This is a genomic window from Streptomyces sp. BBFR25, from assembly GCF_044590125.1.
Lineage (GTDB): Bacteria > Actinomycetota > Actinomycetes > Streptomycetales > Streptomycetaceae > Streptomyces > Streptomyces canus_D.
The window spans coordinates 6,548,487-6,561,464 of the sequence record NZ_CP172447.1; the positions used below are offsets into that span (position 1 = coordinate 6,548,487).

The following is a 12,978-nucleotide window of genomic DNA, read 5'->3' on the forward strand; positions in this document are numbered from 1 at the left end:
CGGGTACCCCAGGGCCGCGGCTTCAGTGACCGGACGGTGCGCCCCGCCTGGAACCCCGGCCGCTACCCGCGCCAGGGCCCCGTCACCGCGAAGGTGGTGCCGGGCGTGTAGCAGTTGACGTACATCGTGTCGCCGTCCGGGGAGAAGGTGACCCCGGCGAACTCACCCCATTCGGGCTCCTCCGGCGTGCCGATGTTCTGCGCGCCGCGGGCCATGGCGTACACCTCGCCGCGCCGGGTCACGCCGAAGACGTGCTGCGCGCCGTTGCCGTCCTCGCAGACCATGAGGCCGCCGCTGGGGGCGAGGCAGATGTTGTCCGGGGACTCGCCGGGCAGCCGCACGTCGGTGTCCGGACCGAAGACGATCACCAGGGTGAGCCGGCGCCGCTCGGGGTCGTAGCGCCAGATCTGGCCGTAGTGGTCGGCGGCCGAGCCCTCGTCGCTGTGGGCGAAGGACGACACGAAGTACACGCTGCGCCCGCCCCAGTAGCAGCCCTCCAGCTTCTGGGCGTGGGTGATGCCGCCCCGGCCGAAGTCCTGGAAGCGGATCGGCGTCCCGTCGGCCAGCGGGTCGGGCACGTCCACCCACTCGATGCCGTCGAAGTGGGCGCCCGTCTCCTGGATCGAGGACAGGTCGGGCACGCCGGGCACGCGCATCGCCTGGAGCCTGCCGCCCGCCCGCAGCGAGCCCCGGCCGCCCAACGGCTTCTCGGGCAGGAACCGGTAGAAGAGGCCGAACGGCCGCTCGAAGGCGTCCTCCGTCTCGTAGACGACCCCGCGCCGCGGGTCCACGGCGATCGCCTCGTGCTGGAAGCGGCCCATCGCGGTCAGCGGCACCGCGCCGGTGCGGTGCGGGTCGGCCGGGTCGACCTCGAAGATGAAACCGTGGTCCTTGGTGTAGCCGTTGGTCCCGGCCCGGTCCTCGGTCTCCTCGCAGGTCAGCCACGTGTGCCAGGGAGTGGGCCCGCCCGCGCAGTTGACGGCCGTGCCGGCGATCGCGACCCGCTCGGACAGGACGTGGTTGCGGGAGTCCAGCTCCAGCGCCGTACAGCCGCCCTTGCCCTCCGGGTCGTACGTCAGGCCCTCGACGGTCGGGACGGGGACACGGCCGTTGGCGCGGTTCTCGTGGTTGCGGACGAGGTGGGTGGTGCGGCCGTGTCTGCCGGAGGAACGCCCCGGGAAGGCGGACATGCCGTCGTGGTTGGACGGCACCGGGCCCTCCCCGGAACGCAGCCGGTCGCCCTCGCGGGAGAGCACCCGGTAGCGGAAGCCCCGGGGCAGGTCCAGCAGGCCGTCGGGGTCGGGGACCAGGGGGCCGTAGCCGGTGTGGCCCAGGGACTGGGCGGCGGCGGTGCCGGCGAAGAGTTCGGACAGGGCGCCGGTGAAGGCGATGCCTGCGCCCAGGGCTCCGGTACGGGCGAGCACCTGGCGGCGAGTCGCCGCGCTGTGGGACGTGGACATGGGGAAACCTTCCTGCTGGCGGACAGGACTGTGACCCGCCGTGTCTATCACCTGCCAGGAGTCCCGGGAACCACGCGTGTCGCTCGTGTCACCGCTCGACCGGGTGCTCCGGGTGCTCCTGCGCCTTCTCCAGGAACCGCAGCAGCTCCACCGGGAAGGGCAGCACCAGGGTGGAGTTCTTCTCGGCGGCCACCGCCACGACCGTCTGGAGCAGCCGCAGTTGCAGGGCCGCGGGCGTCTCGGACATCTCCCGGGCCGCCTCCGCGAGCACCTTCGACGCCTGCAGTTCGGCGTCCGCGTTGATCACCCTGGCGCGCCGCTCCCGGTCGGCCTCGGCCTGGCGGGCCATCGAGCGCTTCATGGTGTCCGGCAGCGAGACGTCCTTGATCTCGACCCGGTCGATCTGCACGCCCCAGCCGACCGCGGGGCTGTCGATCATCAGCTCAAGACCCTGGTTCAGCTTCTCCCGGTCGGACAGCAGGTCGTCCAGATCGCTCTTGCCGATGATGGACCGCAGCGAGGTCTGGGCCATCTGCGAGACGGCGAACCGGTAGTCCTCGACCCGGACCAGAGCGTTGGCCGCGTCGACGACCTTGAAGTACACGACCGCGTCCACCCGCACCGTGACGTTGTCGCGGGTGATGCCCTCCTGCGCGGGCACGGGCAGCGTGACGATCTGCAGGTTCACCTTGTGCAGCCGGTCCACGAACGGCACGATCATCGTGAACCCGGGACCGCGCTCCTTGCCCGCGAGGCGCCCGAGCCGGAAGACCACCCCGCGTTCGTACTGCCGGACGACCCGCGCCGCCGCGGCGACGTAGAGGACACCCGCGCTGCCGACGGCGGCGGCCGCGGTCAGGAGCTCCTGGACCATGACGACCTCCTCACTCGACTTGCTCGGAGGACGGTTTTCACCCTTCTTGTCACGATAGGCCCGCCGCCGGTCCCGGGGCCATGCCCAGGACCCGGCGACGGGCCTCTCGCCGCAGCCCGCCTCTACACCCCGGCCTTCTCCGGTTCCGTGACCTTCACCGGGTCCGTGCCGGCGGCGCTGTGCCGCTCCGCCCAGTTCTCCAGGGCCGTGCGGCAGGCGTGGTCCAGGTGGTGCAGCCCGGACAGGTCCAGCTCGACCGGGCGGTCCTGCGGCAGCGCCTCCAGGCCCTCCAGGATCCTCGGCAGCCGCAGGAAGGTCGCGTTGCCGGTCAGATGCGCCTGGACGGGGCCCGCGCCCTTGTCGACGATCTCCAGCTTGAGGTGCGAGGCCTCCCAGGCGGTCTTGACCACGGACAGGGCCAGACCGATCAGCACGCCCTCGAACATGTTGACCGCGACGATCGAGACGGCCGTGACCACCAGGATCAGCGCCTCGCCCCGGTGGTCGCGCCACAGCGGCAGGATGCTGCGGAACGGGATCAGCTTCCAGCCCGCGTGGACCAGGATGCCCGCCAGCGCGGGCAGCGGGATCAGGCCCAGCACGGACGGCAGCAGCGCCGCGAACAGCAGCAGCCACACCCCGTGCAGCACCCGGGACGCCTTGGTGCGCGCCCCCGCGGCGACGTTGGCGGAGCTGCGCACGATGACCGCGGTCATCGGCAGCGCACCGAGCACACCGCACACGGTGTTGCCCGCGCCCTGCGCCATCAGCTCCTTGTCGTACTCGGTGCGCGGCCCGTTGTGCAGCCGGTCCACCGCCGCGGCGCTGAACAGGCTCTCCGCCGAGGCGATCAGCGTGAAGGCGACGATCGTGCCGAGCAGGCCCACGCTCGCCAGCTCGCCGAACGCGTCGGCGCCGGGCGGCTGGATCACGTCCAGCAGACCGCTCACCTCGACGGTCGCGACCGACAGGCCGAACGCCGCCGTGACCGCCGTGGCCAGACCGACCGCGGCCAGCGCCCCCGGCACGGTCTGCGCCCGCTTCGGCAGCCGCTTCCACAGCACCATCACCGCGACGGTGCCCGCGCCCAGGGCGAGCGAGGTCAGCGCCTGGGTGCTGCCCAGCGCGTCGGCGGCGGCCCCGGGCAGCCCGGTGATCTTGTCGACGCCGGAGGCGGGGGCCTCGAGACCGGCGGCCGAATAGAGCTGGCCGGCGATGAGCACCAGGCCGATGCCGGCCAGCATGCCCTCGACGACCGACAGGGAGATCGCCCGGAACCAGCGGCCCAGCTTCAGGGCGCCCATCACGAGCTGGATGAGCCCGGTGGCGAGCACGATCACGCCGAGCGCGGGCAGTCCGTACTGGTCGACCGCGCCGAAGACCAGCACGGTCAGCCCGGCGGCCGGGCCGGAGACCTGGAGGCTGCTGCCCGGCAGGAATCCGGTGACCAGGCCGCCCACGATGCCGGTGACCAGGCCCAGTTCGGCCGGGACACCGGAGGCGACGGCCACGCCCACGCACAGCGGGAGCGCGACCAGGAACACGACGAGGGACGCGGTGAGGTCCTGCCGCCAGTGCGGGAACCTCCGGTTCTGTTCGGCTATGAGGGACATGCCGGCGCTCACAGGGTCTCGAACGCGTCGGTGTCCGGGCGGTGCGCGCGCACGAGGCCGGTGTGGACCTCGTAGTACCAGCCGTGCAGCCGCAGCCGGCCGTCCGCCAGCCGCTGCTCCACGCACGGGTAGGAGCGCAGGCGCAGCAGCTGCGCCAGTACGTGGTGCTGCACGGCCCCGGCGACCGTGGGGTCGGCGGGATCGCAGGGCTCCGGCCGGTCGGCCGCGTGCGCCAGCCAGTCGCGCACGGCGGGTACGGCGGTCAGGTCGTCGCCGCGCACCAGCGCGCCGACGGCGCCGCAGTGCGAGTGGCCGCAGACGACGATGTCGCGGACGCCGAGGACCTGGACGGCGTACTCGATGGTGGCTGTCTCGCCGAAGGGGCGCTCGGAGGCGTAGGGCGGGACGATGTTGCCGGCGGTGCGCAGCTCGAAGAGCTGGCCGGGCCGGGCGCCGGTGATCAGGGCCGGTACGACCCGGGAGTCGGAGCAGGTGATGAACAGGACTTCGGGCGACTGGCCTTCGGCGTGCCCGGCGAACTCCTCAGGGCGCTGTCCGAACGTACGGGCGTTGTCGATGAGGGGTTGCATGATGAGGTTTTCCTCCTGGCGCGCCGTGGGGGCGCGTCGGACGGGTGGGACAGAGGTGGGGGATGTGCCGGTGGTCCCGTCAGCAGCGGAAGACCTGAAGTGCCGCGGGGGTGTGGTCCGTCGTGGGTCTCGGCCGGTGCTCCATGGCGCGGCCGGACATGACGGGTTCGGGTGCCTCCGGGGCGGCCTGCCGCCGCAGCGGGTGCTGAGGGGCGCCGGACTGCGGCGCGGCGGTGGTGCGGTGGCGGTCGCGGACGCGCGGCGCGGTGGTCGGCTCGCCCGGGCGGCCGCCCTCGCGGCAGGTGACGGTCTCGTCGTGCGGCACCGCGCGGGAGGGGGTGGTTCCGGGACGGGCGTGGGCCACGGCATCACCGCTTGTGTGCGCGGATGCGAAGGATGCGGTGGGAGCGAAGAACTGGAGCGCGAACAGGACGGGGGCGAGGATCGCGACCACGGTCCGAGCCGCCGTACGTCGGTACATGCGGCCCCCCTCCAGGTAGTTCCTGCCGCTGGTATATGCCGGGGAACAGGTCAATGCCCGGCAAAAGCATGGTCAATGCGCGGTCAAGAAACACGTTAACCCTGCAAAGGACTTTGCAGGGTTAACGTGGCGTTACGTGCTGGAGAGAGCCTCAAAATGGCGGGTGGGTTGGCGGGAACCGACCGTTCCTCAGGGCGTGTCGACCAGGCGCCCGGCGTCCCGGGCCAGCGCGGTGAGCCGGGAGATCGCCCGGAAGTACTTCTTGCGGTAGCCGCCCTTCAGCATCTCCTCGCTGAACAGCCGGTCGAAGGGCAGGCCGGAGGCCAGGACGGGCACCTCGCGGTCGTAGAGCCGGTCCGCGAGCACCACGAGCCGCAGCGCCGTCGACTGGTCCGGCACCGGGCGCACCCCGGTGAGGCACACGGCCGTCAGACCGTCGGTCAGGGCGCCGTAGCGGCTGGGGTGGACGCGGGCGAGGTGGTCGAGGAGGGCGGGGAAGTCGTCCAGGGAGGCGCCCTCGGTGGCCCGCGCCGCACGGGTCACCTGCTCGTCGGAGTACGGCGCCGGGGCCTCGGGCAGACCGCGGTGGCGGTAGTCCTCGCCGTCGATGCGCAGGGCGCGGAAGTGGGCGGACAGGCCCTGGATCTCGCGCAGGAAGTCGGCCGCCGCGAACCGGCCCTCGCCGAGCTTGCCCGGCAGCGTGTTGGAGGTGGCGGCGAGTGCCACGCCGGCCTCCACCAGCCGGGCGAGCAGGCTGGAGACGAGGACGGTGTCGCCGGGGTCGTCCAGCTCGAACTCGTCGATGCACAGCAGGCGGTGCCCGGACAGGGTCTGCACGGTCTGCTGGAAGCCCAGGGCGCCGACGAGGTTGGTCAGCTCCACGAAGGTGCCGAAGGCCTTGCGGGAGGGCTCGGCGGGGGTGGCGTGCCACAGGGAGGCGAGCAGGTGGGTCTTGCCGACGCCGTAGCCGCCGTCGAGGTACACGCCGCGGGGACCGGCCGGGGTCTTCGGCGTCCTGCCGCGTCCCAGCCCGAAGAAGCCGCGCCTGCCGGTGGCCGGTCCGGGCGCCTCGCCCAGCCCGCCCGCGAAAGCCTCCAGGACCCGTACGGCCTCGCTCTGGCTGGGCTGGTTCGGGTCCGGGATGTACGTGCCGAAGCGGACCGAGTCGAAACGGGGCGGCGGCACCATCTCGGCGACCAGGCGGTCCGCGGGGACACGCGGCTCGCGGGCACACAGGGAGACCGTGGCCGGAGCCGTCCCGGTTATCGGGGCGGGAACGGAGGCGGGGGAGGAGGACACGGTACTCAATGGTAGGGCCTGCCCGAGCGCCCTCGCCGTCGCCGGCCCCCGGACGCGAGCACACCCACCGACGCACACACCACGAGCGCCGCCGGCACCGGGAGCCGCCGGGGCAGGTGACGCTGCCAGTCCCGCGGGCTCCCGTGCGGCCGGAGGGCCGGGGGATCGCGGCTCGTGGCGTCGCTTTCCGTCGCGGGCGGGGGCGGCACGCTCGGTGCGGGCAGGGGTGTGGTGGCGCGGGCCGGGGGGCCGTGGGTGGGGCTGTGGCGGGAGTCCGCCGGGGCGGGTGGTGCGGCCAGGTTCTGCGGGGCCCGTGCTGGGCCCGGCGGTCGTGCCCGTCGTGCGGCCGGAAGGCCGGGACCGCGGCTCGTGACGTCGCTTTCCGTCGCGGGCGGGGCGGCCGCTCGGTGCGGGCCGGAGTGCCGTGGTGCGGGGCGGGGTGCCGTGGTGGGTCGTTGGGGGGTCGGCAGGGCGTCGGCCTGCGGGGTTGGGGTGTCGGGCGCGTGGAACACTGCTCACCATGCGACGCCTGTTCCCCGTTCCCCCCGTGTCCGGTCCGACCGTCGGTCCGGGCGGCTCCGAGACCGATCGGGAGTGGAGCCTGGCCGAGCTGGCCGACGCCTACGCGTACCCCGAGCCGGACGGGGACCGGACGACGTGGCTGCGGGCCAACATGGTCTCCACCCTCGACGGCGCCGCCCAGCACGACGGCCGCTCCCAGCCCATCTCCAGCGCGGCCGACATGCGTGTCTTCGGCACCCTGCGCGCCCTGGCGGACGTGGTGATCGCCGGTGCCGAGACGGTACGGCAGGAGGGGTACCGCCCGGCCCGTGTGCGGGCCGACTTCGCCGAGGCGCGGCGGGCTGCCGGTCAGGCACCCGTACCGGTGATCGCGGTCGTCAGCGCGAGCCTGGAGCTGGACTTCTCCCTCCCGCTGTTCACCTCCCCGCTGGTGCCCACCCTCGTCCTGACCGGAGCCGCCGCGGCCCCGGACCGGATCGCGGCCGCCGAGCGGGCCGGGGCCCGCGTGGTGATCGCGGGCGACGGCGTCGGCGTGGACCCGGCCCGGGCCCTCGGGGCGCTCGCGGAGCTGGGGCACACCCGGCTGCTGACCGAGGGCGGTCCCCGGCTGCTGGGTCAGTTCGTCACGGCCGGTGTGCTCGACGAGCTGTGCCTGACCGTCTCCCCGATGCTGACCGCGGGGGACGCGCAGCGGATCGCGGGGGGACCGGCGGTCGCGGTCCCGCAGCGGTTCGCACTGGTGTCCCTGCTGGAGGAGGAAGGTTTCCTCTTCAGTCGTTACCGGCGTGACTGAGGCGATCCCGGGCAGGCGTGGACGGCAGCGACCGGACAGGTGTTCGGCCGTTACCGCACATCCGGGAAACGGCGGAATCTCTCGTTCCGTTTAGTCCGCGCCGGGCACACTGATTCCGGCAGTACCCGTGCGATCACGGGGCAGGATGGTTTCCGCAGGGTCTGGTACGGCCTACGGAGGGTGGGCCCACGGGCCCTCGAAGGAGAAGGGGCGCCTGGTGTTCACAAGCGTTTTGATGATCGAGAAGGCCCTGACGTCCGCCGACGTGGAGTTCGTCACCACCTTGCACGGGGACGAGCAGGTCGGCTTCCACGTGCTGCTCCAGCCGCGCGGCGATCAGGCGGACCGGCTGCTGAGGGCCATCGACGACGTCGCGCTCGGCGAGCTCGACGACGCCGTACGGGAAGGGGAGACCCCGGAGGGCCAGGCGGCGCAGAGCGTCGGGGAGCGGGCGCTGGAGGTGTCCCTCACGGCCCTGCGCGCGTCCGGCGCCCAGGCGGAGGGGCGGCTGATCGAGGACCACCCGCTGGACGAGCTGAAGTCCGTGGTCATGGAGACCGGCGCCGACGAGGTGATCGTCCTGACCGACCCCCACTACGTGGAGGAGTTCTTCCACCGCGACTGGGCCTCCCGGGCCCGGCACAAGGTCGGCGTACCGGTCCTGAAACTCTTCTCCCACAGCAAGGCATAGGCTGGTGCCGCGCCCCCGCCGAGGGGGCGCGCCCACCGACGGATCACCCTGGGAGAACAGCGCATGGCACCCGGCCTTCCTACCGCCATGGACCGACCGCACTTCATCGGCATCGGCGGCGCCGGAATGTCGGGCATCGCCAAGATCCTCGCCCAGCGCGGCGCCGCGGTGGCGGGCAGCGACGCCAAGGACTCCGCGACCGCCGGGGCACTGCGCGCCCTGGGCGCCACCGTGCACCTCGGGCACGCGGCGGAGCACCTCGCCGACGACGCGAGCTGCGTGGTCGTCTCCTCCGCCATCCGCGAGGACAATCCGGAGCTGGCCCGCGCCGCCGAGCTGGGCATCCCGGTCGTGCACCGCTCCGACGCCCTCGCCGCGCTGATGAACGGCCTGCGCCCGATCGCCGTGGCCGGTACCCACGGCAAGACCACCACCACCTCGATGCTGGCGGTCTCCCTGTCCGAGCTGGGCCTGGACCCGTCGTACGCGATCGGCGGCGACCTGGACGCGCCCGGCTCCAACGCCCTGCACGGCGACGGCGAGATCTTCGTCGCCGAGGCGGACGAAAGCGACCGCAGCTTCCACAAGTACGCCCCCGAGGTCGCCATCGTCCTCAACGTCGAGCTGGACCACCACGCCAACTACGCGTCGATGGACGAGATCTACGAGTCCTTCGAGACCTTCGCCGCGAAGATCGTCCCCGGCGGCACCCTGGTGATCGCGGCCGACCACGAGGGCGCCCGGGAGCTGACGCGCAGGGTGGCCGGTGCGGTGCGGACGGTGACGTACGGGGAGTCCGAGGACGCCGACGTGCGCATCCTGTCCGTCGTCCCGCAGGGCCTCAAGAGCGAGGTCACCGTGGTCCTGGACGGCGCCGAGCTGACCTTCACCGTCTCCGTCCCCGGCCGCCACTACGCCCACAACGCCGTCGCCGCCCTCGCCGCGGGCGCGGCCCTCGGCGTCCCCGCCGCCGAGCTGGCCCCCGCGCTGGCCGCGTACACGGGCGTCAAGCGGCGCCTCCAGCTCAAGGGCGAGGCGGCCGGCGTCCAGGTCGTCGACTCCTACGCGCACCACCCCACCGAGATGACGGCCGACCTGGAGGCCATGCGCGCCGCCGTCGGCGACGCCCGCATCCTGGTCCTCTTCCAGCCGCACCTCTTCTCCCGCACCCAGGAGCTGGGCAAGGAGATGGGCCAGGCGCTCTCCCTCGCGGACGCCTCGGTCGTCCTCGACATCTACCCGGCCCGCGAGGACCCGATCCCGGGCATCACCAGCGAGCTGATCATCGAGGCGGCCCGCGCGGCGGGCGCGGACGTCACGCCGGTCCACGACAAGGACGCCGCGCCCGCGCTGGTCGCGGGAATGGCGAAGGCCGGTGATCTCGTTCTCACCATGGGCGCGGGCGACGTCACCGACCTCGGACCGCGCATCCTGGACGAGCTGACGAAGTAAGGGGCTGAGACTCATGTCGTACGACGTCGAGAAGCCGGACGAGCAGTGGCGGGCGGAGCTGGCCCCGGCCGAGTACGCCGTGCTGCGCGAGGCCGCCACGGAACCGGCCTTCACCGGTGAGTACACCGACACCAAGACCGAGGGCGTCTACTCCTGCCGCGCCTGCGGTGCGGAGCTGTTCACCTCCACGACCAAGTTCGAGTCGCACTGCGGCTGGCCGTCCTTCTACGACCCGAAGGACACCGACGCGGTCGAGCTGATCGAGGACCGCTCCCACGGGATGGTCCGCACCGAGGTGCGCTGCGCCCGGTGCGGTTCGCACCTCGGACACGTCTTCCGGGGCGAGGGCTACCCGACCCCGACCGACCAGCGGTACTGCATCAACAGCATCTCGCTGCGGCTGGAGCCGAAGGCGGGCTGACCGACCGGGTCGGCGGGCGGCGGCCGGGAGCGGCACGGTGGACACCGTGGCTCCCGGCCGCCGTCGCTCCCGGCCGCCGTCGGCGGGGGCAGGTTTCCGGTGTGAACACCGGAGCAGCGGGAAGGAGTCGCCCCGGAGCAACCGGGGGCCCCGCTGACCAGCCGTCTACACTCGACCGGCGACGGCCCCACCGACCGCGGCCGGAGCGGGCAGCTTCTGCCAGACCCGAAGGGTATTCGGCGTTTTGATACGGATGGACTCAGTCACCAAGCGGTACCCGGACGGCACCGTGGCGGTCGACCGGCTGACGCTGGAGATACCCGACCGCGCGATCACGGTCCTCGTCGGCCCCTCGGGCTGCGGCAAGACGACCACCCTGCGGATGATCAACAGAATGGTCGAACCCACCGAGGGAACGATCCTGCTCGACGGCGAGGACCTCCAGCAGCAGCCCGTCACCACGCTGCGCCGGTCGATGGGGTACGTCATCCAGAACGCCGGGCTCTTCCAGCACCGGACGATCCTCGACAACATCGCCACCGTGCCCCGCATGATCGGCTGGGGCAGGCAGAAGTCCCGCGAGCGGGCCGCCGAGCTGATGGAACGGGTGGGGCTCGACACCTCGCTGGCCAAGCGGTACCCGTACCAGCTCTCCGGCGGCCAGCAGCAGCGCGTCGGCGTGGCCCGGGCGCTCGCCGCCGATCCGCCGGTGCTGCTCATGGACGAGCCGTTCTCCGCCGTCGACCCCGTCGTCCGCAAGGGACTGCAGGACGAACTCCTGCGCATCCAGGACGAACTGGGCAAGACCATCGTCTTCGTCACCCACGACATCGACGAGGCCATCAAACTCGGCACCATGGTCGCGGTGATGCGCACCGGCGGCCGCCTGGCCCAGTTCGCCCCGCCCGCCGAGCTGCTGTCCGACCCCGCGGACGACTTCGTCGAGGACTTCCTCGGCGCCGACCGCGGCATCCGGCGGCTCTCCTTCTTCCCCTCCGCGGCCCTGGAACTGAGCACCGGCCCGGTCGTGCGCGCCGACGCCGGAGCCGAACAGCTCGCCACCGCCGCCGACGGCGCCGCCCACCTGCTGGTGACCGACGCGGACGACCGGCCGCTGGGCTGGGCCGAGCCGGGCGACCTGGCCGCGGGGGACCTCGCGGCCGGGCGGCTGCTGTCCTACGGGCGGCCGTTCGTGCCCGGCACCGACTCGCTGCGGGCCGCGCTCGACTGCGCCGTGCTCTCGCCCACCGGCTGGGCCGTCGCCGTGGACTCCGACGGCCGGGTGGCCGGCGTCGTCTCCCAGCAGACCATCGGTGAGGCGATCCGCGCCGCGCACGGTGCGGCGAACCCCGGCGTCGCGCGGACCGAGGAGCCCGCCGACGTCACGAAGGTCGCCCCGTGAACGGCTTCTTCGACATACCGAGCGACCTCGACAACACCTACTTCGGCCTGATCGGCCTGCATCTGCGCGAGGCGCTGCTGCCGGTCCTGGCCGGACTGCTCGCCGCGCTGCCCCTCGCCCAGCTGTGCGTGCGCTTCCGCTGGCTGTACCCGCCGGTGCTCGGCGTGACGACCGTCTTCTACGCCATCCCGTCACTGGCCGTCTTCGTGGTCCTCATCGACTACACCGGCCAGAGCGAACTCACCGTGATGATCCCGCTGGCCGTGTACAGCCTGGTGGTGCTCGTCCCCGCGATCGTCGACGGCGTGCGGTCGGTGCCCGAGGAGACGCTGGCCGCGTCCACCGCCATGGGCTTCGGTCCCGTACGGCGCTACCTCCAGGTGCAGTTGCCGATCGCCGTGCCCGCCATCCTCGCCGGACTGCGGGTGGCCGTGTCGGCGAGCATCTCCCTCGTCAGCGTCGGCGCCCTCATCGGCAACCAGGGCGCCCTCGGCAACCTGCTCGCGGACGCCCAGAAGTACGGCCGGCCCGAGCTGGCGGTGAACTCCGTCCTCACCACCGCCGTACTGGCTGTCCTGTGCGACGCGCTCCTCGTCCTGGCCCGGAACCTGCTGACCCCGTGGCTGCCGCGGGGCAAGCGGCAACGCCCGAAGGAAGCCGCCGCGCGGCCCGAGCCCGAGGAGGCGGCGGCCCGGTGAACGTGATCCACTTCGTCAACGCCTTCTTCAGCGACAGCGCCCACTGGCACGGCTACGACGGCATCCCCGGACGCCTGCTGGAACACGTCCAGTACACGCTGATGGCCCTCGGTCTCGCCGCCGCCATCGGGCTGCCCGTCGGACTGCTGACCGGGCACACCGGGCGCGGCGGCAACGCGGTCGCCTTCGTCGCCACCGCCGCCCGCGCCCTGCCCAGCTTCGGACTGCTGGTGCTGATCGCCGTCGCCGTCGGCATCGGTCTGCTGCCCGTGATGATCCCGCTGGTCGTGCTCGCGATCCCGCCGATCCTGGTGACCACCTACGAGGCCGTCCGCTCCGTCGACCCCTCCCCGGTGGACGCCGCGCGGGGCATGGGCATGCACGAGACCGGCATCCTCTTCCGGGTCGAACTGCCCGTCGCCCTCCCGCTGGTCCTCAGCGGGCTGCGCTCGGCCGCCATCCAGGTCGTGTCGACGGCGACCATCGCCGCCTACGTCAGCCTCGGCGGGCTCGGCCGCTACATCATCGACGGCCTCTACCAGCGCGACTACGAGAAGGTGGTCGGCGGCGCCACGCTGGTCGCCCTCATGGCACTCGTCACCCTCGCCGTGTTCTGGGCGGCCGGGCGGCTGGCCGTGTCGCCGGGGGTGCGCAGACGGTGACGGCGCACCGGGGTGAAGAA

At 72.8% G+C, this 12,978-nt stretch carries 13 protein-coding genes; 7 read left to right on the forward strand and 6 right to left on the reverse strand.

Annotated elements, in window-relative coordinates; all coding sequences use genetic code 11:
* Positions 1-62 precede the first annotated feature (62 nt).
* The 6 genes from ACGH52_RS29840 to zapE form a co-directional block, all read right to left on the reverse strand.
* Entirely contained in the window at positions 63-1,460 is a 1,398-nt protein-coding gene (locus ACGH52_RS29840; RefSeq protein ID WP_399943740.1) for a PhoX family protein, read from the reverse strand.
* A gap of 88 nt (positions 1,461-1,548) precedes the next feature.
* The gene (locus tag ACGH52_RS29845; RefSeq protein WP_210974576.1) at positions 1,549-2,334 is read right to left on the reverse strand and encodes a slipin family protein; all 786 of its coding nucleotides are present in this window, start codon (positions 2,332-2,334) and stop codon (positions 1,549-1,551) included.
* A 122-nt stretch (positions 2,335-2,456) separates the two neighbouring features.
* Positions 2,457-3,947, reverse strand: coding sequence for a SulP family inorganic anion transporter (locus ACGH52_RS29850; protein ID WP_399943743.1), 1,491 nt, complete (start codon positions 3,945-3,947; stop codon positions 2,457-2,459).
* Between the two features lie 8 nt (positions 3,948-3,955).
* Positions 3,956-4,537 carry a carbonic anhydrase gene (locus ACGH52_RS29855; protein WP_059298277.1) on the reverse strand — a complete coding sequence of 194 codons (582 nt, stop codon included), beginning with the start codon at positions 4,535-4,537 and terminating at the stop codon, positions 3,956-3,958.
* Positions 4,538-4,616: 79 nt separating this feature from the next.
* The gene (locus tag ACGH52_RS29860) at positions 4,617-5,018 is read right to left on the reverse strand and encodes a hypothetical protein (protein WP_399943747.1); all 402 of its coding nucleotides are present in this window, start codon (positions 5,016-5,018) and stop codon (positions 4,617-4,619) included.
* A 189-nt stretch (positions 5,019-5,207) separates the two neighbouring features.
* Complete coding sequence (gene zapE / locus ACGH52_RS29865; RefSeq protein WP_399943750.1) at positions 5,208-6,317, reverse strand: cell division protein ZapE; 1,110 nt, start codon at positions 6,315-6,317, stop codon at positions 5,208-5,210.
* Positions 6,318-6,837: 520 nt separating this feature from the next.
* Here zapE and ACGH52_RS29870 point away from each other — a divergent pair.
* The 7 genes from ACGH52_RS29870 to ACGH52_RS29900 all read left to right on the forward strand — a co-directional run bounded on the left by ACGH52_RS29870 (position 6,838) and on the right by ACGH52_RS29900 (position 12,958).
* Positions 6,838-7,632, forward strand: a complete 795-nt coding sequence (locus ACGH52_RS29870; protein WP_399943753.1) for a pyrimidine reductase family protein — start codon at positions 6,838-6,840, stop codon at positions 7,630-7,632.
* A gap of 217 nt (positions 7,633-7,849) precedes the next feature.
* Positions 7,850-8,323: an indole-3-glycerol phosphate synthase gene (locus ACGH52_RS29875; protein ID WP_198538611.1), complete on the forward strand. Its 474-nt coding sequence runs from the start codon at positions 7,850-7,852 to the stop codon at positions 8,321-8,323.
* 63 nt (positions 8,324-8,386) lie between these two features.
* Entirely contained in the window at positions 8,387-9,775 is a 1,389-nt protein-coding gene (gene murC / locus ACGH52_RS29880; RefSeq protein WP_399943757.1) for a UDP-N-acetylmuramate--L-alanine ligase, read from the forward strand.
* 13 nt (positions 9,776-9,788) lie between these two features.
* On the forward strand, positions 9,789-10,196 hold the full coding sequence (gene msrB / locus ACGH52_RS29885) for a peptide-methionine (R)-S-oxide reductase MsrB (RefSeq protein WP_059298288.1): 408 nt from the start codon (positions 9,789-9,791) through the stop codon (positions 10,194-10,196).
* Between the two features lie 244 nt (positions 10,197-10,440).
* Positions 10,441-11,598 (forward strand): ABC transporter ATP-binding protein, encoded by a 1,158-nt coding sequence (locus ACGH52_RS29890; RefSeq protein WP_399943761.1) that lies wholly within the window; start codon positions 10,441-10,443, stop codon positions 11,596-11,598.
* Positions 11,595-12,296 (forward strand): ABC transporter permease, encoded by a 702-nt coding sequence (locus ACGH52_RS29895; protein WP_059298292.1) that lies wholly within the window; start codon positions 11,595-11,597, stop codon positions 12,294-12,296. Before ACGH52_RS29890 ends, ACGH52_RS29895 begins: the two co-directional genes overlap by 4 nt.
* Complete coding sequence (locus tag ACGH52_RS29900) at positions 12,293-12,958, forward strand: ABC transporter permease (protein ID WP_076976841.1); 666 nt, start codon at positions 12,293-12,295, stop codon at positions 12,956-12,958. Before ACGH52_RS29895 ends, ACGH52_RS29900 begins: the two co-directional genes overlap by 4 nt.
* Positions 12,959-12,978 lie beyond the last annotated feature (20 nt).

Bases quoted from the DNA above. Each gene is read 5' to 3' on its own strand.
- ACGH52_RS29840 (WP_399943740.1), bottom strand. From the start codon at position 1,460: ATGTCCACGTCCCACAGCGCGGCGACTCGCCGCCAGGTGCTCGCCCGT.
- ACGH52_RS29845 (WP_210974576.1), bottom strand. From the start codon at position 2,334: ATGGTCCAGGAGCTCCTGACCGCGGCCGCCGCCGTCGGCAGCGCGGGT.
- ACGH52_RS29850 (WP_399943743.1), bottom strand. From the start codon at position 3,947: ATGTCCCTCATAGCCGAACAGAACCGGAGGTTCCCGCACTGGCGGCAG.
- ACGH52_RS29855 (WP_059298277.1), bottom strand. From the start codon at position 4,537: ATGCAACCCCTCATCGACAACGCCCGTACGTTCGGACAGCGCCCTGAG.
- ACGH52_RS29860 (WP_399943747.1), bottom strand. From the start codon at position 5,018: ATGTACCGACGTACGGCGGCTCGGACCGTGGTCGCGATCCTCGCCCCC.
- ACGH52_RS29870 (WP_399943753.1), top strand. From the start codon at position 6,838: ATGCGACGCCTGTTCCCCGTTCCCCCCGTGTCCGGTCCGACCGTCGGT.
- murC (WP_399943757.1), top strand. From the start codon at position 8,387: ATGGCACCCGGCCTTCCTACCGCCATGGACCGACCGCACTTCATCGGC.
- msrB (WP_059298288.1), top strand. From the start codon at position 9,789: ATGTCGTACGACGTCGAGAAGCCGGACGAGCAGTGGCGGGCGGAGCTG.